At 40.7% G+C, this 23,194-nt stretch carries 23 protein-coding genes and 1 tRNA gene; 23 read left to right on the top strand and 1 reads right to left on the bottom strand.

What is annotated here, in order from left to right:
- Positions 1-12 precede the first annotated feature (12 nt).
- From EJF36_RS17800 to EJF36_RS17700, 20 genes are all read left to right on the top strand, one after another.
- The gene (locus EJF36_RS17800; RefSeq protein ID WP_125907581.1) at positions 13-957 is read left to right on the top strand and encodes a nucleoside recognition domain-containing protein; all 945 of its coding nucleotides are present in this window, start codon (positions 13-15) and stop codon (positions 955-957) included.
- Positions 947-1,582, top strand: coding sequence for a pyrophosphatase PpaX (ppaX, locus tag EJF36_RS17795; RefSeq protein ID WP_125907580.1), 636 nt, complete (start codon positions 947-949; stop codon positions 1,580-1,582). The genes EJF36_RS17800 and ppaX overlap by 11 nt, the downstream gene beginning before the upstream one ends.
- A 10-nt stretch (positions 1,583-1,592) precedes the next feature.
- Entirely contained in the window at positions 1,593-2,108 is a 516-nt protein-coding gene (locus tag EJF36_RS17790; RefSeq protein WP_125907579.1) for an acyltransferase, read from the top strand.
- Positions 2,109-3,011: 903 nt separating this feature from the next.
- Entirely contained in the window at positions 3,012-4,166 is a 1,155-nt protein-coding gene (locus EJF36_RS17785) for an ATP phosphoribosyltransferase regulatory subunit (RefSeq protein ID WP_125908443.1), read from the top strand.
- Positions 4,163-4,798, top strand: a complete 636-nt coding sequence (gene hisG, locus EJF36_RS17780) for an ATP phosphoribosyltransferase (protein ID WP_125907578.1) — start codon at positions 4,163-4,165, stop codon at positions 4,796-4,798. Before EJF36_RS17785 ends, hisG begins: the two co-directional genes overlap by 4 nt.
- Positions 4,799-4,800: 2 nt before the next feature.
- Positions 4,801-6,069, top strand: coding sequence for a histidinol dehydrogenase (gene hisD, locus EJF36_RS17775; protein WP_125907577.1), 1,269 nt, complete (start codon positions 4,801-4,803; stop codon positions 6,067-6,069).
- Positions 6,070-6,414: 345 nt separating this feature from the next.
- Positions 6,415-6,999 carry an imidazoleglycerol-phosphate dehydratase HisB gene (gene hisB / locus EJF36_RS17770; protein WP_125907576.1) on the top strand — a complete coding sequence of 195 codons (585 nt, stop codon included), beginning with the start codon at positions 6,415-6,417 and terminating at the stop codon, positions 6,997-6,999.
- Positions 6,999-7,622 (top strand): imidazole glycerol phosphate synthase subunit HisH, encoded by a 624-nt coding sequence (gene hisH / locus EJF36_RS17765; RefSeq protein ID WP_125907575.1) that lies wholly within the window; start codon positions 6,999-7,001, stop codon positions 7,620-7,622. Before hisB ends, hisH begins: the two co-directional genes overlap by 1 nt.
- A complete protein-coding gene (hisA, locus tag EJF36_RS17760; protein WP_125907574.1) occupies positions 7,619-8,341 on the top strand; it encodes a 1-(5-phosphoribosyl)-5-[(5-phosphoribosylamino)methylideneamino]imidazole-4-carboxamide isomerase in 723 nt (240 codons plus the stop codon). Before hisH ends, hisA begins: the two co-directional genes overlap by 4 nt.
- Positions 8,338-9,096, top strand: coding sequence for an imidazole glycerol phosphate synthase subunit HisF (hisF, locus tag EJF36_RS17755; RefSeq protein WP_125907573.1), 759 nt, complete (start codon positions 8,338-8,340; stop codon positions 9,094-9,096). The genes hisA and hisF overlap by 4 nt, the downstream gene beginning before the upstream one ends.
- The gene (gene hisIE / locus EJF36_RS17750) at positions 9,093-9,701 is read left to right on the top strand and encodes a bifunctional phosphoribosyl-AMP cyclohydrolase/phosphoribosyl-ATP diphosphatase HisIE (RefSeq protein ID WP_125907572.1); all 609 of its coding nucleotides are present in this window, start codon (positions 9,093-9,095) and stop codon (positions 9,699-9,701) included. The genes hisF and hisIE overlap by 4 nt, the downstream gene beginning before the upstream one ends.
- Positions 9,702-9,986: 285 nt before the next feature.
- The gene (locus EJF36_RS17745; protein WP_125907571.1) at positions 9,987-11,306 is read left to right on the top strand and encodes a Na+/H+ antiporter family protein; all 1,320 of its coding nucleotides are present in this window, start codon (positions 9,987-9,989) and stop codon (positions 11,304-11,306) included.
- A 112-nt stretch (positions 11,307-11,418) separates the two neighbouring features.
- Positions 11,419-13,314 carry an S-layer homology domain-containing protein gene (locus tag EJF36_RS17740; protein ID WP_125907570.1) on the top strand — a complete coding sequence of 632 codons (1,896 nt, stop codon included), beginning with the start codon at positions 11,419-11,421 and terminating at the stop codon, positions 13,312-13,314.
- 226 nt (positions 13,315-13,540) lie between these two features.
- Positions 13,541-15,034 (top strand): tetratricopeptide repeat protein, encoded by a 1,494-nt coding sequence (locus tag EJF36_RS17735; RefSeq protein WP_125907569.1) that lies wholly within the window; start codon positions 13,541-13,543, stop codon positions 15,032-15,034.
- Between the two features lie 864 nt (positions 15,035-15,898).
- The gene (trxB, locus tag EJF36_RS17725) at positions 15,899-16,849 is read left to right on the top strand and encodes a thioredoxin-disulfide reductase (RefSeq protein WP_125907567.1); all 951 of its coding nucleotides are present in this window, start codon (positions 15,899-15,901) and stop codon (positions 16,847-16,849) included.
- A 250-nt stretch (positions 16,850-17,099) separates the two neighbouring features.
- Positions 17,100-17,573 (top strand): NUDIX hydrolase, encoded by a 474-nt coding sequence (locus EJF36_RS17720; RefSeq protein ID WP_125908442.1) that lies wholly within the window; start codon positions 17,100-17,102, stop codon positions 17,571-17,573.
- A gap of 9 nt (positions 17,574-17,582) precedes the next feature.
- Positions 17,583-18,470 (top strand): RNase adapter RapZ, encoded by an 888-nt coding sequence (gene rapZ, locus EJF36_RS17715; RefSeq protein WP_125907566.1) that lies wholly within the window; start codon positions 17,583-17,585, stop codon positions 18,468-18,470.
- 1 nt (position 18,471) lies between these two features.
- A complete protein-coding gene (locus EJF36_RS17710) occupies positions 18,472-19,455 on the top strand; it encodes a gluconeogenesis factor YvcK family protein (RefSeq protein WP_125907565.1) in 984 nt (327 codons plus the stop codon).
- Positions 19,456-19,460: 5 nt separating this feature from the next.
- On the top strand, positions 19,461-20,405 hold the full coding sequence (whiA, locus tag EJF36_RS17705; protein ID WP_125907564.1) for a DNA-binding protein WhiA: 945 nt from the start codon (positions 19,461-19,463) through the stop codon (positions 20,403-20,405).
- Between the two features lie 13 nt (positions 20,406-20,418).
- Positions 20,419-20,676 (top strand): HPr family phosphocarrier protein, encoded by a 258-nt coding sequence (locus EJF36_RS17700; protein WP_125907563.1) that lies wholly within the window; start codon positions 20,419-20,421, stop codon positions 20,674-20,676.
- Between the two features lie 99 nt (positions 20,677-20,775).
- Here EJF36_RS17700 and clpP read toward each other — a convergent pair whose 3' ends face one another.
- Complete coding sequence (gene clpP, locus EJF36_RS17695) at positions 20,776-21,381, bottom strand: ATP-dependent Clp endopeptidase proteolytic subunit ClpP (protein WP_125907562.1); 606 nt, start codon at positions 21,379-21,381, stop codon at positions 20,776-20,778.
- Between the two features lie 194 nt (positions 21,382-21,575).
- Between clpP and EJF36_RS17690 the strand changes: the two genes are divergently transcribed.
- The 3 genes from EJF36_RS17690 (at position 21,576) to EJF36_RS17680 (ending at position 23,173) form a co-directional block, all read left to right on the top strand.
- A tRNA-Arg gene (locus EJF36_RS17690) sits at positions 21,576-21,647 on the top strand.
- Between the two features lie 155 nt (positions 21,648-21,802).
- Positions 21,803-22,189 (top strand): hypothetical protein, encoded by a 387-nt coding sequence (locus tag EJF36_RS17685; protein WP_125907561.1) that lies wholly within the window; start codon positions 21,803-21,805, stop codon positions 22,187-22,189.
- 69 nt (positions 22,190-22,258) lie between these two features.
- Complete coding sequence (locus tag EJF36_RS17680) at positions 22,259-23,173, top strand: hypothetical protein (protein WP_125907560.1); 915 nt, start codon at positions 22,259-22,261, stop codon at positions 23,171-23,173.
- Positions 23,174-23,194 lie beyond the last annotated feature (21 nt).

Raw genomic sequence — 23,194 nt, 5'->3', positions numbered from 1 at the left:
GAGAGAAGATCTTTGATTGGTACGTTAAAAAGGGGATTGCTAGCAGGTTGGCATACAACATGGGCGTTAGGAAAAGTCATTTTTCCGATTACGTTAGTTGTAACGATTTTAAAGCACTCGCCAGTGCTAGACTGGGTGATTCGTTGGATTGAGCCACTTATGCATGTGTTAGGCTTGTCGGGAAATGCGGCCATTCCGCTCGTGCTAGGTAACTTTTTAAATTTATACGCTGCTATTGGTGCAATCTTAACTTTTGATTTTACAGTCAAAGAAGTGTTTATTCTTGCAGTGATGCTATCGTTCTCACATAACTTATTAATTGAATCCACAGTTGCTTCACGCGTAGGAGTAAAGATTTGGATTGTTGTAACGGTCCGACTTGGCTTAGCCGTTGTATCTGCCTTTTTTATTAATTTGTTTTGGCAAGGCGGTAGTGAGTTAGCGAAATACGGGTTTATATCCATGAATGAGGAAGCCGTGACAGGTGTGGGTGGTATCTTTCTGGACGGTCTTGAAAAAGCAGCAATAGGAGTAGGGCAACTTGCCCTCATCGTATTTCCGCTTATGATATTTATTCAGATTTTAAAAGATATTAAATGGCTTGATGTATTTTCAAATTGGATGGCGCCTGTGACGCGAATGCTTGGTATGGAAAAAAACACATCCACGACGCTAGCAGCGGGATTGTTATTTGGACTAGCATACGGAGCTGGTGTGATGATTCAAGCGGCTAAAGAAGACAATGTGAGTAAAAAAGATTTAACACTTGCGTTTATTTTTCTAGTAGCTTGCCATGCTGTTGTGGAGGATACACTTATCTTCATCCCGCTAGGTATACCTGTGTTACCATTGTTATTCATTCGCTTAATAGTCGCTATTTTACTAACCATGCTAATTGCAGCGATTTGGAATCGCTATGAGTTAAAGTTAAGAAAGGAAGCAACTAATGACGTATAACACCATTTTATTTGATTTAGATGGCACATTAATTAATACAAACGAACTGATTATTCAATCATTTGAGCATACGCTAAAGACGTATGGCTTTCACGACCATTCTCGTGAAGATATTTTACAGTTTATCGGACCGACGTTAGCACAAACGTTTGGTAAGATGAATAAAGAGCAAGCAGAAGAGATGATCGATACGTATCGTACGTTTAATATTTCAAAGCATGACGAGCTAGTGGAGCAATACGAAGGTGTCTTCGAAACGGTACAAGCTCTCCATGAAAAAGGCTATAAGCTTGGAATTGTAACTTCTAAGCAGCGCACAACGGTAGAGATGGGCTTAAAGCTAACAAAGCTGGACCAATTTTTTGATGTCGTTGTGACAGCGGATGATGTGGTTGAGCCAAAACCTGCAGCAGAGCCAATTGAAAAAGCGTTAGTGGCTCTTGAGGCAAAGGCTAGTGAGGCTATTATGGTCGGAGATAACCATCATGATGTTGTGTCTGGTCAAAATGCAGGTGTGGCGACTGTTGCCGTGTCTTGGACGTTAAAGGGTGCGGAGTATTTAAAGCAATATAATCCTGACTATTTAATTGATCATATGAGTGAGCTTTTGAAAATTGTAGAGTAGGTGAGAGTTTATGAGGCGAACGACACGCTATCCTGTCACAACTGCCAATTCGTTATGGCAGATTTATAAAACCGTCCCTTTTTGGAAGGTTGTTAAAAACTTCGTTGTGATACAGTTGGCGCGCTATACACCGTTTTTAGCGGTAAAAAATTGGCTATATCGAACATTTTTACGCATGAAGGTTGGAGACGAAACGTCTTTCGCACTAATGGTCATGCTCGACATCATGTTCCCCGAAAAAATTTCAGTGGGTCGCAATTGTGTAATAGGGTACAATACGACGATATTAGCTCATGAATATCTTATTAAAGAGTATCGCCTTGGTGACGTTGTGATAGGTAACGAAGTGTTAATTGGCGCAAACTCTACTATTCTACCTGGAGTTATCATTGGAGACGGCGCAATCATTTCAGCTGGTACACTTGTTCATAAAGATGTTCCAGCTGGTGCATTTGTAGGCGGCAACCCGATGCAAATCATTTACACAAAAGAAGAAAATGAACAACGACAAGACCCACAGCTTTAAGAGAAGGCTGTGGTTTTTTTGTCTAGTAATCCGTTGAGTTTGTAGTACTGGCCGCGAATTGCGAAAGGAACCTGGGGGAGTTATCAGATCGCTCGTGCGTGCCGTACCGAAAAGTGTCGGCGGCATCTTGATGATGTAATCTCGAGGTGAGGTCGTCCGGTATGACCGCGCGAAAAAAGGTATTATCGCGCGAAAAAGAGGTATGATCGCGCAATATGAGGTCGTTCGTGCACAACTTCCGGTGTCCCACACGCAGTTTTGCGGGGAAAACGTGCGACTTTGCGGGTTAAACGCGCAACTTTGGTAGGTAAACGCGCAACTTTGGTAGGTAAACGCGCAACTTTGGTAGGTAAACGCGCAACTTTGGTAGGTAAACGCGCAACTTTGGTAGGTAAACGCGCAACTTTGGTAGGTAAACGCGCAACTTTGGTGGGTAAACGCGCAACTTTGGTAGGTAAACGCGCAACTTTGGTAGGTAAACGCGCAACTTTGCGGGATAAACGCGCAACTTTTCGAGTAAACGTGCAACTTTGCGGTTAAACGCGCAACTTTGCGGGTTAAACGCGCAACTTTGGTAGGTAAACGCGCAACTTTGGTGGGTAAACACGCAACTTTGGTAGGTAAACGTGCAACTTTTCGGGAAAACGTGCAACTTAGGGTGGTATACGTGTAATTTCAGGTCGCCCGCGCGAGCGCAACTTCCTACAGGTAACGTGTACCAATGTCCTTATCCACATTTTTCTAAATATAACTAGTCACACCCTAAAGAAAACTTACAAAAACAAGAAAGAATGGTTGACGAAGTACAGTGAAAAAGGTACACTTTTTAATAACTTCACTTTATTAGCATATTAGCGAACTAAAGTATTTTAAAAAGGACGTGTTAATGTGTCAAAGCCATTTATGTTTGAGAAACCGTTAGGTATGCGGGATACATTACCGCATTTATATGAAGCAAAACAACAAGTTCGGACTAAGGTAGTACAGGAGATGGAGGGCTGGGGGTACCAGCTGTTGGAGACACCAACTCTTGAGTATTATGAAACGATTGGAGCTGCATCAGCAATTTTAGATCAGCAGCTGTTTAAGCTACTCGATCAACAAGGTCATACATTGGTGTTGCGACCGGACATGACGGCACCGATTGCACGTGTTGCGGCGTCACGATTATATAAGGATGGAAATCCGTTGCGTTTAGCATATTCTGCGAGTGTGTTTCGTGCCCAACAACGTGAAGGTGGCCGTCCAGCGGAATTTGAGCAGCTCGGAGTGGAGTGTGTAGGAGATGCATCAATAAGTGCGGATGCTGAAGTTATCGCATTAATGGTCTCTATTTTAAAAAGAGCTGGGTTATCTAACTTTAAAGTTGCTATTGGTCATATTGGGTTTGTGAATCAATTGTTCTTAGAGATTGTTGGGAATGAAGAAAGAGCGAATCAATTACGCCGCTTTTTATATGAGAAAAATTACGTTGGATACCGTGAGCATGTGAAGGAGCTTCCGCTTTCATCAATCGATAAACAGCGTTTGCTAACTCTATTACAGCTACGTGGGGATGAAGATGTAATCGAAGCTGCTCGCTCTATCGTGGATAATGGAGAAGGAAAAAAGGCAGTAGAGGCTGTGGCAAACTTATGGAAGCAGCTTGAAGCCTTTGATGTGAGTCAATATGTAAAAATAGATTTCAACTTAGTCAGTCATATGAGCTACTATACAGGGATTTTGTTTGAAGTGTACGGAGAAAATGTTGGTCTTGTTCTCGGCAATGGTGGTCGCTACGATGACCTTCTTGAAAAATTTAAACGCCCTGCGCCTGCTACTGGATTTGCAATCTATTTTAATAGATTATTAGAAGCGCTCGGTGACCAAGTTTCTATTAGTGACCGTGAATGTGTTATTTACAGTAACGAACAGCGAGTTGAGGCGATTAAATTCGCAAGCGAATTACGCGAACGCGGCTCTAGGGTTGTTTTACAAAACATCACCGGAGTCGAGGATGTGGATGCTTTTGTAAAACAATTTGGTAATGTCACGTACTTTATTGGAGGTGGGAGATGATGGACATGTTAACGATTGCGATGCCGAAAGGACGTATTTTCATTGAGGCGGCCGAATTACTTCGTAAGGCTGGATATCAGCTTCCACCAGAGTTTGATGATTCAAGAAAGCTAATTTTAGACGTACCAGAAGAAGGGATTCGGTTTATATTAGCAAAGCCAATGGATGTCGTCACGTACGTGGAGCACGGTGTAGCTGACCTAGGTATTGCTGGCAAAGACGTGATGCTTGAGGAAGAGCGTGATGTATATGAAGTACTTGACTTGAAAATTAGTGCTTGTTATTTAGCGGTTGCTGGTTTGCCGGGGGCAAAATTTCAAGAGGTTGCACCAAAAGTAGCTACAAAGTATCCAAACGTAGCATCTAGCTATTTCCGACAGCAAGGGGAACAGGTTGAAATTATTAAGCTGAATGGCTCGATTGAGCTAGCCCCTATGATTGGACTAGCGGATCGAATTGTTGATATCGTGTCAACGGGACAGACATTACGCGAAAATGGCTTAGTCGAGTATGAAAGAATCGTAGACATCACATCACGTTTAATAGTGAATCCAGTAAGCTACCGCATGAAGGATGTACAAATAGATGAAATGGTGGAGCGGCTATCGACTATTATTGAGAAAGGACGATAACAATGAAAATCGAGCGTATATCTAATTCTATTTCTTTAAAACGTTCTATTGATAATGGGACGGAGGAGCAACGTCGTGCTGTTATTGATATTATACATGATGTTCGTGTGCGCGGAGACGAAGCGCTATATGCTTTTACTGAAAAATTTGACCGTGTATCGCTTGATAGCTTGCGAGTGACAGGTGAGGAGATTGAGGAAGCGTATGGTGAATTAAACGAGGACATGATTGCAACAATGATGGAAGCAGCGGACAACATTCGTGACTATCATAGTCGGCAGCTTCAGCAATCATGGATTACGACAAAAGAGGACGGAACGATTCTTGGACAAAAGGTGACAGCAATAGATGCGGTCGGCTTGTATGTGCCAGGGGGAACAGCAGCGTATCCTTCTTCTGTGCTGATGAACGTAATCCCCGCACAAGTGGCAGGAGTGGAGCGCATTGTTATTGTGTCTCCTCCCGGGAAAAATGGTCGTGTATCTGCAGGTGTGTTAGTTGCAGCCAATGAGCTAGGTGTGAAGGAGATTTATAAGGTAGGTGGTGCGCAGGCGGTAGCTGCCCTTGCGTACGGAACAGAAACAATTACCCCTGTTGATAAAATTTTTGGTCCAGGTAACATTTATGTGGCGCTCGCTAAGCGCGAAGTGTTTGGACATGTCGCTATTGACATGATAGCGGGGCCTAGTGAAATAACGGTGTTAGCTGATGATACAGCGCTAGCAAATGAGGTAGCCGCTGACTTATTATCACAGGCTGAGCATGATCCGCTTGCATGTAGCGTCCTAGTCACTCCATCGATGAAGTTAGCGGAGGCTGTGGTGCGTGAATTAGAATTGCAGCTAGAAACGCTCCCACGACGCGATATAGCTAGTGCGTCTATCCGAGACTTTGGGGCAATTTATGTGACAGATACACTTGATGAAGCAATCGCAGCTGTGAACGAGCTAGCACCAGAGCATTTAGAAATCATGACTCGTGAGCCGATGTCGCTGTTAGGGGAAATTAGACATGCAGGCGCGATATTTTTAGGGCGATACAGCTCAGAGCCAGTTGGCGATTATTTCGCTGGAACAAATCACATTTTACCAACGAATGGGACAGCACGCTTTGCCGGTCCGTTAAGTGTGGATGACTTTATGAAAAAGTCGAGCATTATCTCATACAGTCGCACTGCGATGGAACGCAATGCCCGAAAAATTGCTGCATTTGCAAGGTTAGAAGGGCTAGAAGCTCATGCCCGTGCGGTAGAGGCTAGGGTGAAGAAGTAAGTGGAGATCCTACCTTCACACTCACTAAATAGTGAGCCAGACATATGAGGTTATACGCATAAATACATATAATAGGCGCATAAACAACGAAATTTGACGCATAAACACCTGGATTTGGCGCATAAACCGCGAAAACTGGCGCATAAACCGCGAAAACTAACGCACAGACAACGACAACAGGCGCAAAAAGACCAGAAATTTACGCTTACCTATTACAAGGTGTGTCTATCAATCCTACCGCACAACAAAATTATAGCAGGTATAAAGCATAACCGCCGATATGTCGCTACTGACTTCATCGAGTGCTACAAAATATTTATTTTTCACATAAAAGGAGTGCTACCAATGCGTGAAGCTACTATAAATCGTAAAACGAATGAAACAGATATAAAGCTGACCTTCAACGTTGATGGGGAAGGAACGTCGAATATTCAAACGAATGTGCCATTTATGTCGCACATGCTCGATCTTTTTACAAAGCACGGTAAGTTTGACATGACGATTGATGCGAAGGGTGACATTGAGATTGACGATCACCATACGACGGAGGATATCGGCATTTGCCTTGGTCAGGCGCTCAAGCAGGCTCTCGGAGATAAAAAAGGAATTAAGCGCTACGGAACAGCGTTTGTACCAATGGATGATGCGCTGGCGCAGGCTGTGATTGATATAAGCAATCGACCGGCGTTTGTGTTAAAAGGAGAGTGGCCGCATGCGAAGGTGGGCACATTTGATACGGAGCTTGTGCATGAGTTCCTTTGGAAGCTTGCGCTTGAAGCGCGCATTAATCTACATGTCATTGTTCATTATGGACATAATACGCATCATATTATTGAAGCGATTTTCAAAGCGGTGGCGCGTGCGCTTGATGAAGCAACGCTTATCGACCCGCGTGTTAAAGGGGTACCTTCTACAAAGGGGATGTTGTAATGATCGGTATTATTGATTACGGAATGGGGAATTTGTACAGCGTAAGCAAGGCGCTTGAGCGTATGAATTATGAATATGTGCTCTCAGATGATCCTGTTGTGCTACGAAAAACAAAAGGACTTATTTTGCCGGGGGTAGGATCATTCAAGGATGCGATGCACATCCTTAATGAAACCGGCCTCTCAACTTTTATAAAAGAAGAAGTGCAGCAAGGGAAACCGCTATTAGGCATTTGTCTTGGTATGCAGCTTCTTTTCGAAGAATCAGATGAGAACGGTCTTACAAAAGGATTTGGATTTCTCCCAGGGCGTGTCGAGCGTTTTCCTGAAGGGAATTATAAAGTCCCGCACATGGGCTGGAACAAGCTACAGTTTCGTAACAACTCTCAGCTGCTAGACCGAGTTGAAGAAGGACATGTATACTTCGTGCACTCTTATTATGTAAAAACAAATGATAGCGACGTTGTACTTGCAGATGCGTCGTATGAAGTTGATGTACCAGCAGTCGTTGGACGCAACAACATATATGGCACACAGTTTCATCCGGAAAAAAGTAGTGATATCGGTATGGCTATACTTCATAATTACGCTGATATTGTGGAAGGTAAGGTGATAGTACGATGAGTTTTACATTGTATCCAGCAATTGATATGAGAGCCGGTAAATGTGTACGCCTTATACAAGGTGATTACAATAAAGAAACAGTGTATGGAGATTCACCTTATGAAATGGCGAAGCTTTTTGCGGAGCAAGGTGCAGAGTGGATTCATATGGTTGACCTTGACGGTGCCAAGGCAGCGCAACGCATCAATCATGAGCACGTGCTTGAGGTTGCAAGTAAATTACCAGTAAAAGTGCAAATTGGTGGTGGCATTCGCACGGAGGAGGATGTAGCATTCTACTTAAAACGTGGTGTATCACGTGTTATCCTTGGAAGTGCGGCCGTGTCAAATCCTGCTTTTGTAAAAGAAATGCTTCGTAAGTATGGAAATAAGATTGCGATTGGAATAGATGCGAAGGACGGTTATGTAGCAACCGAGGGATGGCTTGAAACGTCTAATGTAAAAGCGACTGAGTTAGGGAAAGAACTCGCTGCTGCAGGCGCGGAAGTGTTTATTTTTACGGATATTGCAACAGACGGCATGCTTTCAGGACCAAACGTTAAGGCTGTAACTGAAATGGCTAGTGCTACAGGGAAGGAAGTTATCGCATCAGGTGGTGTTAGCTCTCTAGCGGATATTGAGGAGCTTGCTGTAGCGAACGTAGCGGGGGCGATTGTTGGAAAAGCACTATATACAAACCAGTTCACGGTTCGTGAAGCACTTGAGGTGACAGCACGATGATCACAAAACGTATTATTCCTTGCTTAGATGTAAAAGAAGGGCGTGTTGTAAAAGGCGTGCAGTTTGTTGAGCTACGCGATGCGGGGGACCCGGTTGAATTGGCAAAGTTTTATGACGAAGAAGGTGCGGACGAGCTAGTGTTTTTAGATATTTCTGCTTCCCACGAAGGTCGGGAAACGATGGTCGAGGTAGTTGAGCAGGTAGCAGCGCAATTAGCGATTCCGTTTACTGTCGGTGGCGGGATAAACTCACTAGCTGATATGAAACGTATTTTGCGCGCGGGTGCCGACAAAGTCTCGCTAAACACTGCCGCTGTAAGAAATCCAGACCTTATTAATGAGGGCGCTGCGTTTTTCGGCTCGCAATGTCTTGTTGTCGCGATTGATGCAAAATATAACGAAGCTTCTGACGGCTGGGAAGTTTACACGCACGGTGGAAGAAATGCTACTGGTTTAGATGCTGTTGAGTGGGCGAAAGAGGTTGTTCGTAGAGGAGCAGGTGAAATACTGTTAACAAGTATGGATTGTGATGGTGGGAAAAATGGCTTTGATAATAAATTGATAAGTGCGATTAGCAACGCTGTCACTGTTCCTGTTATTGCATCAGGTGGAGCTGGGAATGCAGAGCATTTTGTTGATACATTTACAGCCGGAAAAGCAGACGCGGCGTTAGCGGCTTCTATTTTTCACTATAAAGAAACGTCAGTTAAAGAGGTAAAACAATTTATTAAAGCAAGGGGGATTAACGTACGATGAATATCGAGGATATTAAGTTTGATAGTCAAGGTCTCGTGCCTGCGATTGTGCAGGATGCCGTTAGCAAAGAGGTTTTGACGTTGGCGTATATGAATCGCGAATCCCTGCAGAAATCGATTGAGACAAATGAAACGTGGTTTTACAGTCGTTCGCGTCAAGAGTTATGGCATAAAGGCGCAACGAGTGGCAATACACAGCGTATTGTAGCAATGAGCTATGATTGTGATGGCGATGCCATTTTAGTAAAAGTTGAGCCAGCGGGGCCAGCTTGTCATACCGGTGCTTATTCCTGTTTTAAGGAATCTCCGACATCTGGGGATCGTTATGCGATTTTAAATGAATTAGAATCGATAATTGCTCAACGTGAGGCAGAGATGCCAGAAGGTGCATATACTACATATTTGTTTAAAAATGGCGTTGATAAAATATTGAAAAAGGTCGGTGAAGAAGCAGGCGAGGTTATCATCGCTGCGAAAAATCGTGACCCAAAAGAGCTTAGCTGGGAAACGGCCGACTTGCTGTACCATGTATTAGTCCTTTTACGTGAGCAAAAGCTACCACTTGATGATGTACTGCAGGTGTTAGAAGAACGTCATAAAAAATAAACGTGAAACAGCATTCTACAAGGGATGCTGTTTTTACGTCTAGATTGCTATTTTGCTTCCTTCCCCCGTATATCTGGCACTTACTTGATTAATTCCCCTCTTTCGTCATCAGTTTGTCAATAATGACCTTCCTACACATGAAAAATATCAATAATTATATTGACATATTAAGTTTTTTCTTTTATTATCTAATACGTTAGTAATTTACCGATTTAGCAAACTAAAGTAAAAAGATAAAACGAAACGAAAACTAACGTTTCAATAGAATTATGGAGGACTTATATTATGAATGCAGTTTTAATTGCAGTAACAGTTATGCTTGTTTTAAGCCTTGTGCGAGTAAACGTTGTAATGGCATTAATTATCGGTGCTTTAACAGGTGGACTCATTGGTGGGCTTGGACTCGAAGGGACTATAGCAGCTTTTTCTGATGGAATTGCTGGTGGTGCCAACATTGCCCTTAGTTATGCGTTACTAGGAGGATTTGCAGTCGCAATCTCCTCTACTGGGATCGCGAATTTACTTGTAGAGTGGGTTTTAAAAATCGTTGGAAAAGAAGGCGATTCTCGTAAAAAAGCATTATCAAAAGCTCTCATTGTTTTGTTAGTTCTATTAATGGCTTGCTTCTCACAAAATTTAATTCCGATTCACATTGCGTTTATACCTATTTTAATTCCACCGTTATTACGAGTGATGAATGAGCTAGAGATTGACCGACGCCTTATTGCATCTGTTCTAACGTTTGGTTTAACGGCACCTTATATTCTTTTACCAGTTGGATTTGGCTACATGTTCCAAGAAATTATCGCTGATAATATGGCATCAAGTGGTTTAGAAGTCAGTATGAGTGAAATTCCAACGGCGATGCTTCTACCTACACTTGGATTAGTAGTTGGCTTACTAGTTGCGATTTTCTTCTCATATAGAAAACCTCGTCAATATAAACAACATACGAGCGTAGCTGCCAAACAGAATGAAGAGAGCTACTCTATTCGAAAAATTGTGTTTGCTGTCGTAGCTATCGTCGCTGCATTATATGTGCAGTTAGCATGGGATTCAATGATTTTCGGTGCATTAGCAGGTATTTTTGTTTTATATATTACAAGAGCAATTTCATGGAAACAGTCAGATGATCTTCTAAATGAAGGTATGCGTATGATGGCATTCATCGGTTTTGTTATGATTTCAGCTGCAGGGTTTGCTACAGTAATTCGTGAAACAGGTCATGTTCAAACACTTGTAGAACACACGAGTGCACTTGTAGGAGGTAGCCAAGCTCTTGCTGCTATGCTAATGCTAATAGTTGGTTTACTTGTTACGATGGGAATCGGCTCATCGTTTGCAACCATTCCAATCATCGCAGCTATCTTTGTTCCACTTGCTGTCGAACTTGGATTTAGTCCGTTAGCGACAATTGCTATCATCGGTACAGCAGGAGCACTTGGAGATGCAGGATCACCTGCTTCTGACAGTACGCTTGGACCGACAGCGGGATTAAATACAGATAATCAACACAATCATATTTGGGATACTTGTGTTCCTACGTTTCTCCACTTTAATATTCCACTAATCATTTTTGGATGGTTAGCTGCTATTATTTTATAATCTAGCAACCTATTTGCACTTGCGTGTGAATAGGTTTTTTTTACTATTCTCGCATTTTGTCAAAATTTGATATACTAATAGTAGATACATAGCTTCTTAGGAGGGAATATTCATGACGCCATTTATTCGCAGCCTTTTTGCCATATCGGCAAGTTTCGTGCTGTTTTTTTCTGCAATATCGGCTAGTATTGCAGTCGAACCGACTCAGCCTACTTTTAGTGACATTAAAGAGAATTGGGCAGTTAAGGAAATTGAATTTTTAGCTAAAAATAATATTATTAAAGGCTATGAGGATAATAGGTTTGGACCGCGAGATTATTTAAAAAGAGCCCATGTAGCGATTATGATTGCTCGTCAAAAAGGCTACTCGACTGATACGGTTGAAGAAATAGTGGTTGATATGCCAAAGGATGAAAAGGATCCAATGGATTATAACCTTGTTCAAGCAGCTGCAAAAAGAAAAATTTTGGACGATTTAATAGTCGACGGCAAATTTGATCCATATAAACCTATTACGCGAGCTGAAATGGCTTCTATTTTAGCAAAAGCATATCACTTACCAAATGCAATGATCGAACCAAAGGTTTTTGAAGATGTACCAGCAGATTATTGGGCATACAACTACATTCAACAATTGTACTCGACTGGTGTTACAACTGGTGTGACAGACACAACGTTTGAGCCGGAAGCACCTTTAAAGCGAGATCAATTTGCTGCCTTTTTATCGCGCGTATTAGATGCTAGTTTTAAAGAGTTTACTATTTACCATGTAGGACATATTGATGCTGGAAAAATTAATATTGCTAATCAATACGTATCGTTTGACGAAGCATTAAAACATGTTCTGACTGACGGCACACAGGTGATATTAGAAAACAATAGAGTAGTGTGGGCGGAAAGTGGTTTGGCAGTTGCTGCTGGTACCATGAATGACGTAGTAAACGTATACACTGATGAGGAACTCAAAAAGGTATACACATATGTCGTCGCCGGCACTGAGATGAAATATATGAACACAATAGGCAATGCTATACAGGTTGAATTGGCTAATAAAGTATTTTATGTAGATAAAACAAAGGTTAAAGTTGTGCCAACAGGCATACCGTTTCAACAGTCAGTTTATAAGATTGTTAATGACGGATCGAACTTATATTTAGAGCATTTTGAAAAAGGTATATTAGGCTATACATTTGGGCCAGCTCCACAAGGGTTAACAGTTGGGACAAAGCTAAATAGCTTTGATGGCATTCATTTTTCTGACGGGACTGAGTATTATCAATATTTTCAATATGTCCCTCTTCACACAGCTACGGTGTATACAGCGGATGACTTAGACAGATATGTTGCTGAGATAGACCCAACGAGTCCGTTGCTTGGTCTGGGAGAGGCACTTAAAGCCGCTGAAGCAGAATACGGTGTGAACGCTATGTACCTGTTAGCTCATGCCATTCATGAATCCAAGTGGGGGAAAAGCTCATTAGCAAGTAACAAGAAGAATTTATTCGGCTTACGTGCACATGATGATGATCCGTTAAATAAGGCTGATACGTATGAAACGTTTGAGGATTCGATTATGGGTGCAGCTATGTATATTTCAAGTAAGTACTTTGTACCGAACACGTTAGCAGATAGAGAAGCCAATACATCAGGTATATACCATGGTGCTTATCTTGGCAACAAAGCCGGTGGTATGAATGTGAAATATGCATCTGATCCGTTTTGGGGTCAAAAAATTGCCGGACGTATGTATGAAATTGATGAGAGACTAGGACTGAAGGAGTACAATCGCTTCAAGGTCGGTCTTGTGTATAACAGTGAGATATTGTTCGTTCGCCCACAGCCAACGACAAAGCTAGCGAGCATTTATAATTACCCGATGGCTGGTCGTGCCATTCTTATTTTAGAAGAAGGACTTGGTGAGGACGGCAAGTGGCTCAAAATTTTATCTGAGCATCCTGATATAAAGGAAGCGTATGTGCACAGTGATTACGTAAAGTTTATTAATTAGTTGAAGATTTAAGAGGCGCTCCATATAGCATGTTTATGGAGATGCCTCTTTTCTTATTAAGAAAAGTGTCACCTTTTGCTGGATACTGTAATAGAAGCTGCGTTTGATTTGTCGTCTTCTTCGTAGTGACAGTCGTATTAATTGTGTGTTATACTACCATCGGCAAAAACTATACATTTTAAAAAATGACTTGATATATAGGGAATACATGTTAACGGAGGTATGAATGGAAAAACAAAACAAAAAAAAGCAAACAGCACAAGTCATTTCGTTTCAACAAACGGGAGAGTATTATTTTTATAAAGGTTTACGTGCGTATCATCATGGGGATTTGCTGAAGGCAAAAAAGATGCTAGAGCGAGCCATTCATGTTGAGCCTAATGAAGCAACATTTCTTTGTCAGCTTTCATTAGTATTAACCGAACTAGGGGATTATACGTACTCGAATGATCTTTTATCGAAAGTACTTGATATAGACAGTTCAATGGCAGAAAGTCATTATTTTTTAGCAAATAATTTCGCGCACTTAGGATTGTTTCAAGAAGCCGCGAAACATGCTAAAAAATATATGGAGCTTGATCCGAACGGAGAATTCGCTGATGATACCGAGGAACTGCTTGAGTTAATACTATTTGAGACAGACGAAGATTGGACGGAACCGAATAAGGAAGAAGACTTAATTGTACGCCTAGATGAAGCGAGAAAGCTACTCGAAAATGGTGAATATCATCCGGCGATTGTGCTGTTAGAGGACCTTGTTGATTTATATCCAGAATTCTGGCCAGCGTATAACAACTTATCACTTGCCCATTATTATAAGGGCGAAGTGACCGAGGCTATTGATATTTTAGAGAACGTGTTACAAAAGTGCCCTGGCAATATTCATGCGCTTTGTAATTTAACAGTGTTTTTATATTATGAAGGCAATAATAAAGCTGTGAAAAGACTTGTGAATATGCTTGAAAAAATCCACCCTATTTCAATGGAGCATCAGTATAAGCTTGGAGCAACATTTGGATTAATTGGGCATTACAAGGATGCTTACAAATGGCTCAAGCAGCTATACAAACTAGGATTTTTTGGAGATGCGACGTATAACTACTGGTTAGCAATTTCGGCTTATTACAACGGATATCATGATTTTGCAAAATCTGTATGGAAAAAAGTCATCGAGGAGAAGCCTGAAAAAGCAGGAACAGAGCCTTGGAACGAGGATAATGATGCTTATCGCATTACTATTGATACGTTGTTAGCTGCTACCAACTTAAACGAGCAAATTACAGGCCTATATTTAGCTGGCAAAACAGGTGTAATGCGAAAGCACGCTGCTAATCGTTTACAATCTGACAAGTCAAAGCACCCGCTTGTTGAGCATATGCTACAAGCACTTTTTGCCAATAACCAAGAGCTAGCGCAACGAAACGTAAGCAAAAGCCTAGAAATTCTTGACACAATCTTTAAAGAGCACAGCAGTAATTTAAGCGACAGTCCGACATTACTCGTTCATGCGACAAAGGTTCTTATGTTAGCTATTGAAAAAAACACCCCTATCGCGAACGTCAGCGCATGGGCAGCAGCTATTGAATACTCGTGGCAAAAACTCAAAGATCAATCAACAACACAACTAAAAATTGCCGATCGCTATGAAATCTCAACGAGTACTTTACAAAAATATATAAAGCTAGTCACTTCACATATAGAACAAGATGCACTGCAATAGGTGGTGCATCTTTTTTTTGTTGAGTAACCTTCTGTCTATAGATGGGACATGCCAGATAACGATGGTGAGACGGCCGACGGCGGATATGTGACACGCCACGGCGGATAATCGACAGGCGACGGCGGAAATACGCAACAAAATGGTACGACGGCGGATATGTGACATGCGACGGCAGATAATCGACAGATAACGGCGGATATGTGACACGCGACGGCAGATAATCGACAGGCAACAGCGAATATGTGACACGCGACGGCAGATAATCGACAAGCCGCGGCGGAAATACGAAACAAAATGGCACGACGGCGGATATGTGACACGCGATGACGGATAATCGACAGACGACGGCGGATAATCGACACGCCTCACGAAAAGTGATCATAACTCGTAGTAAGAAAATTGATTAAGTAGTCGAATATATGTCAACTTGGTGAACATCGACACGAAAGTGGTAGATAATCGACATCAAACCGGTAGAAAATCGACACGAAAGTGGTAGATAATCGACATCAAACCGGTAGAAATTCGACACGGAAGTGGTAGAATATCGACACCCCACGCCACTACGCCAAAACACCCCAAGCAACACAACTCTCATCAATTCATGTTGTCATATTATGACAATGGCAAGGAGGCTCTAGATGACGGCTACAAGCAACATCTTACACCCTTTTACAAGCACGAAAAATTCACATCACTAAACACATGCACATAGATTTAATTAAAATGTTGCAATTTAGTGAACGGGGACATATTATGAGCAGAAAAATAGCGAAATGTTGCATAGTTATATATGATAACAGTGGGAAAGCTATTAACAATGAACAGTAAATATAAAGGTATCATTGTAAGGAGTGAACGATTGTGACAGAAGAAACTATTTATGATGTAGCCATTATTGGAGCAGGACCAGCAGGTATGACAGCGGCTGTTTATGCTTCTCGTGCGAATTTAACGACAGTTATGATTGAGCGCGGTGTGCCAGGTGGACAAATGGCTAACACAGAAGATGTGGAGAACTATCCGGGGTATGAAAGTATTTTAGGGCCAGACCTTTCGAATAAAATGTTTGAGCATGCGAAAAAGTTCGGTGCGGAATATGCTTATGGTGATGTTAAGGAAATCGTCGATGGCGAAGATCATAAAATTTTAAAGGCTGGGAATAAGGACATAAAAGCTCGCGCAATTATTATTGCATCAGGGGCAGAATATAAAAAGCTAGGAGTACCAGGAGAAAAAGAGCTTGGTGGTCGTGGTGTTTCGTATTGTGCGGTTTGTGACGGAGCCTTCTTTAAAGGCAAAGAGCTAGTTGTCATTGGCGGAGGCGATTCTGCGGTAGAAGAGGGCGTATATTTAACACGTTTCGCTTCAAAGGTTACTATTGTTCATCGTCGTGATGAATTACGTGCGCAAAAGATTCTACAACAACGTGCATTTGACAATGAAAAGGTTGATTTTATTTGGGATACCGTTGTAACGAGTATTAATGAAAAAGAGGGTAAAGTGGGTAGCGTTACTTTAAAAAATGTTAATACAGAAGAAGAATCAGAGTTTGCAGCGGATGGTGTGTTTATTTACATTGGGTTAGTACCGTTATCAAAGCCTTATGAGAGCTTAAGTATTACAAATGAAAATGGCTATATCGAAACAAATGATCAGATGGAGACAAGAGTACCAGGCATTTTTGCAGCGGGTGATATTCGTGAAAAAACATTACGACAAATAGTGACAGCAACAGGTGATGGATCGATTGCCGCTCAAGCTGCTCAGCATTATGTTGAAGAGTTAAAAGAAAAGCAAAAACAACAAGCGTGAAAATTTTTAGTAAAAAGTAATGCGGACTTAACTCTGCTGTAACATGCATGAAACATTAGTGGGGTATTATAAAATTAGTAATTGACCCCCTTTTATAAATATACTTTGGGCACGGATGAAAAATCCGTGCTTCTTTTTTTAGCAAAATACCTAAAAAAGAAGTAGTTCCATTAACTTCAATTGTTACGACACACGATACATAGTATAATAATATACATGACAATGTTACATAGAGCTTGAGGTGATAATGTTGCAACGAGTCGCAAACGGGATATTAGTTACGGACGAAGGAATTCTTTTACTACAAAAACCCCGTCGAGGCTGGTGGGTTGCTCCTGGAGGGAAAATGGAGCCTGGAGAATCGGTAAAAGAAGCGTGCATGCGTGAATTCGAAGAAGAAACAGGCTTACACCTCAAAAATCCACGCCTAATAAGTGTGTTCACTGTTTTAATAGAGGATGACTCACATCAAATTGTTGATGAGTGGATGATGTTTTCCTTCTTAGCAACGGAATACTCGGGAACTGTTGTTGACCATACGGATGAAGGAATTCTCTCATGGCAATCTGTCGATTCAATTTTTAAGCTACCGATGGCTAAGGGAGATTATGAAATTTTCCGCCATGCTTTATCTAATCATAGTGAAGTTTTATCAGGAACATTTCGCTATACACAGGATTATACACTCCTTGATGTAAAGCTAGACGCTGTTTCAAAAGACTAGGGAGGAGCAATGAAAATGGGGCAAAAAAATGATATTCAAATGGTAATAATTACAGGGATGTCTGGAGCAGGTAAAACGGTTGCAATACAAAGTTTTGAGGATTTAGGCTACTTCTGTGTTGATAATTTGCCTCCTACGTTACTTCCAAAGTTTTTGGAACTCATGAAGGAATCCGGTAATAAAATGAACAAAGTCGCACTTGTAATGGACTTACGTGGGCGCGAGTTTTTCGATAGTCTTTTCTCAGCTTTAGATGATATAGCTGAAAAAAGCTGGATTGAACCGAAAATTGTATTTTTAGATGCAAAGGATTCGGTATTAGTTAGTCGATATAAAGAAACAAGACGTTCACATCCATTAGCACCATCAGGATTGCCTTTAGAAGGGATTTCTTCGGAGCGTAGCATGCTTGAGGAGCTTAAAGGAAGAGCTCATACTATTTTAGATACATCAGAACTTAAACCTCGTGATTTGCGAGAGAAGATATTAAAGCTTTTCTCTGCGAGCGGACAGCAGATTTTTACAGTCAATATGGTATCATTTGGATTTAAATATGGACTTCCGATCGATGCGGATTTAGTGTTTGATGTTCGCTTCTTACCGAATCCACACTATATAGATCATATGCGACCTATGACAGGACTTGATCAAGAAGTGTCTTCGTATGTTTTGAAATGGAATGATACGCAAAAATTTATTGAAAAAGTGAGCGATTTATTGGCATTCATGTTGCCACACTATAAACGTGAAGGAAAAAGTCAGCTTGTTATCGCTATTGGTTGCACGGGTGGCCAGCATCGTTCTGTTACATTAGCAGAATATTTTGGGCATCATTTTGAAAAAGACTATAATATCCATATCTCTCATCGTGACGTTGAGAAGAGAAAGGGAAAATAGTATGGAGACAATACATCCTAAGATTGTCATCATAGGTGGTGGAACGGGACTTCCTGTTTTAATTCGAGGGCTTAAAGATTTTCCTGTTGATATTACAGCTATTGTAACGGTGGCAGATGATGGGGGAAGCTCTGGGCGTTTACGTGATGAGCTTAGCATTCCTCCTCCAGGTGACATTCGTAACGTGTTAGCCGCTCTGTCTCATGTGGAACCTGTAATTGAAAAGATGTTTCAGCATCGCTTTCAAAATGGGAATGGGCTGTCTGGTCATTCTCTTGGGAACTTGATTTTAGCGGCGATGACATCAATTACGGGTGACTTTGTCCATGCAGTTAAGGAAATGAGTAGAGTGTTAAATGCACGAGGGAAAGTTCTTCCTGCAGCAAATACGTCAGTTGTTTTAAATGCAGAGATGGAGGACGGGGCAGTCGTCACAGGTGAATCAAAAATACCGTATTATGGTAAGCGAATTCATCGAGTATTCTTGACACCTGAGGATGTGGAGCCACTAGAGGAAACAATAGCTGAGATTCAAGCTGCTGATTTGATTGTAATAGGGCCGGGGAGTCTTTATACAAGTATATTACCTAATTTGCTTGTAAAAGAAATTGGCCGTACTATAGTTCAATCGAACGCGAAGAAGGTTTACGTATGTAATGTGATGACGCAAGCAGGTGAAACGTTGCAGTACACTGCCAGTGATCATGTTAAGGCACTTTATGATCATTTGAAAACCGCTTTTATAGATATTATTCTTGTGAACGATGAGGACGTACCAGATCATATATTACAGTTATATGCTCAAGAGCTTGCACAGCCGGTTCATTATGATATTGGTAAGTTGGAAACGCTAGGTCTTCAAATTATTCATGACCGTATTATCACATATGAGGATAATGTCATTCGTCATGACACTAAAAAAGTAGCTTCTATTTTATATAGTCTGTTGGATACAGATAAAGATGTTGAACTAGATTGGTGGTGAGATTGTTGTCTTTTGCATCTGAAACAAAAAAAGAGCTGACCAATCTCGAAATTAAAGAGTGTTGTATGCTAGCTGAATTATCAGCGCTTATTCGTATGAATGGTTCGCTTTCCTTTTCAAACCGCAAATTAACGGTCGATGTGCAAACAGAAAATGCTGCCATCGCTCGTCGCATATATACATTAATAAAAAAGAAGTACAATGTACGTGTTGAACTACTTGTTCGTAAAAAAATGAGACTAAAGAAAAACAATGTGTACATTGTACGTTTAGCTGAAAATGCACAGCACATATTGGAGGATTTGCATATTTTAGGTGAAGGCTTTACCATTAATAGAACTATATCAAAGGATCTTGTTAAGCGAAAGTGTTGCAAGCGGTCATATTTACGTGGTGCTTTTTTAGCTGGAGGATCGGTGAATAACCCAGAGACGTCTTCATACCACTTGGAAATCTTTTCGATGTTTCAAGAGCACAATGATTCATTATGTGAACTAATGAATATGTTTCACTTGAACGCAAGAACATTGGAAAGAAAAAAAGGTTTTATTGTGTATTTAAAAGAGGCTGAGAAAATTGCCGAATTTTTAAATATAATTGGTGCTCATCAATCGTTACTTCGATTCGAGGATGTTCGTATCGTACGTGATATGCGTAACTCAGTTAATCGACTTGTTAATTGTGAAACAGCGAACTTGAATAAAACAATAGGGGCTGCCATCCGCCAAGTTGAAAATATTAAATATATAGACCGAATGATTGGCTTAGAAGCTTTACCAAGTAAATTACGTGAAATTGCTAGGCTACGTGTCACTTATCAAGATGTGACTCTTAAAGAGTTAGGCGAAATGGTAACGGGCACTAAAATAAGTAAATCAGGAATAAACCATCGTCTACGTAAGTTGGATGAGATTGCTGATAAATTAAGAGCAGGCGAAAAAATAGATTAGAGGAGGAGCAAATATGGAGCAAAAACAAGTGCAAGTCAAATTGAAAACAGGTTTACAAGCTAGACCAGCCGCTTTATTTGTGCAGGAGGCAAATCATTTTACATCAGAAATATTCTTAGAAAAAGCCGGGAAAAAGGTTAACGCAAAAAGCATTATGGGGTTAATGAGTTTAGCAATAGGCACAGGTTCAGACATTGTTTTAATTGCTGAAGGTCGCGATGAAAAAGAGGCTATTGAAGCATTAGCGAAATTTGTACAACAAGAAGGTTAATAAAAAAATGAGATACGTTAATGGTATCTCATTTTTTATTTGAGCTTATCTTGTAAGTGCACAAAAAAACTAGCCTTAGGCTAGTTTTTCGTACATATATTACATTGGGTTACCTGGAGTGTGATTGGAACCGTAAAGAACCGTATCAACTAAACCGTATTCTTTAGCACGATCAGCTGTCATGAAGTTGTCGCGGTCTGTATCGCGCTCAATTATTTCAAGAGGTTGACCAGTGCGCTCAGCTAAAATTTTGTTAAGCTTTTCGCGTAAGAATAAAATACGTTTAGCAGCGATTTCAATTTCAGTCGCTTGTCCTTGGGCGCCACCAAGTGGTTGATGAATCATAACTTCACTGTTTGGCAAGGCAAAACGTTTACCTTTTTCACCTGCTGCTAATAAGAATGCTCCCATAGAGGCAGCCATACCGATGCAGATAGTAGATACATTTGGTTTAATAAACTGCATTGTGTCATAAATAGCCATTCCAGCAGTGATTGATCCACCTGGGCTATTTATGTAAAGAGAAATATCTTTTTCTGGGTCTTCCGCAGCTAAAAATAGAAGCTGAGCAACAACAATATTAGCTATATTGTCATCAATAGGACCACCAAGCATGATAATACGGTCTTTTAGAAGACGAGAATAAATGTCATACGCGCGTTCACCACGGTTCGTTTGTTCAATAACTGTAGGTATTAATGGCATACATGTTTCCTCCTTTTGTAAGGTTATGCTTATGTATAAATGATACACGCAAGGTCAATAAAGGTCAAATATTTCACCTTACCTTTACTATCATATTCAAATCTATTTTAGTCCATACGTCAATCTTTCCAATTAAATGTGCTTGCATTCATTGGGAACCTTTCATATAATGTAATATGCAGCCTTAATAATTTGCCCTCGTGGTGCAACGGATAGCACGTAAGATTCCGGTTCTTAAAATGGGGGTTCGATTCCCTCCGAGGGCGTTACCATAGTTAAAAATGCCACAGACCTGTACAAGGTTTGTGGCATTTTTGTTTTTTCATGAGATAAATAACCTTGATAAACTGTGGATTTCTTGAAAACCTGATAGAATTTCTTGAAAAACACCGGATTATTCTTGAAAACCGGACAAAAATTCTTGAAAAAAGCTGGATTTCTTGAAAACTTGGTAAAATTTCTTGAAAAAAGCGGGATTATTCTTGAAAACCGGACAAAAATTCTTGAAAAACACCGGATTATTCTTGAAAACCGGACAAAAATTCTTGAAAAAGCGGGATTTCTTGAAAACAGGGTGGAATTTCTTGAAAAAAGCGGGATTATTCTTGAAAACCGGTCAAAAATTCTTGAAAAAGCTGGTTTTCTTGAAAACTTGGTAAAAATTCTTGAAAAACGCCAGCTTATTCTTGAAAACAAGCCGAAAATTCTTGAAACCTCGAGCTTATTACTGGATTTCTTATATGCCGTACAGCATTACATATTTGTCGCATCATTCATAACAAGTAAGCTACTATTGACTATCATATAAAAAAGTGATATTGTGACTTTAAAGTCATATGACTAAATGGTCATATAGAGTGGGAAAGGATGAGATAGTATGACAAAAATGCTGTCACAAAGGGCCTTTGAACGAGCTGCAACAGTTATTACAAACAATGGAAGAGCGTTGGATAAAGTCTTGTATGAGCATATATTTGCTTCGCCTCGACCGACAAGAGTACTACAAGAATTGAAAATGTTCCAAAATGCTGATGGTGGATTTGGACAAGCTTTAGAGCCAGATTTCCGTTTACCATCTTCATCACCACTTGCTACGAGTGTTGCTTTGCAACATCTAGAAACCTTTGATAGTTATGATGAAGACATGATAGGAAACGTTATTAATTATTTAGAAAGTAGCTTTAACGAAGATAGACATGGATGGCTTGCGGTACCGGTAGAAGTCAATCAGTATCCACACACACCATGGTGGGAAGTGGATACTGATACAAATATGTGTGCAATCGATAGTGACTGGGGGAACCCCTCTGCGGAACTTATAGGATATTTGGTAAAATACCGTCCCTTAGTCAAGAAGCTTCCGGTGGATCAACTCGTGACGCATGCAATTGACACACTACTAAACAAAAAGGTAGAATCATTTCACGAATTATATTGTTATTTACGATTATATGATTTACTACCGAGCGAAAAAAACATAAATATGCGAAAAAAGTTGGAGGAAACAGTCGCATCTATTGTTTGTCGTGACGAAAGTAAATGGGGACGAGAGTATGTAGCTATGCCATTAGATGTTGTTAAGGATCCGTCTCAAATGTTTGGGCTAGACAGAAACATAGTCGAGGCTAATCTAGATCACCTTATTGCCAAGCTTGACGAGGAAGGATGTTTCTTACCTTCATGGGGGAAAAGTTTTTATAGTGGTGATTTTGAAAGAGCATATGATGAGTGGACAGCTATCTTAACATTACAGGCCCTTTTAAAATTAAAAAATTTTGAGCGCCTTAGCTAGCATCAACAAGAGAGGGTGATA

This window comes from Bacillus sp. HMF5848, from assembly GCF_003944835.1.
Classification (GTDB): domain Bacteria; phylum Bacillota; class Bacilli; order Bacillales; family HMF5848; genus HMF5848.
This window is presented reverse-complemented; position numbering and strand designations above follow the sequence as displayed.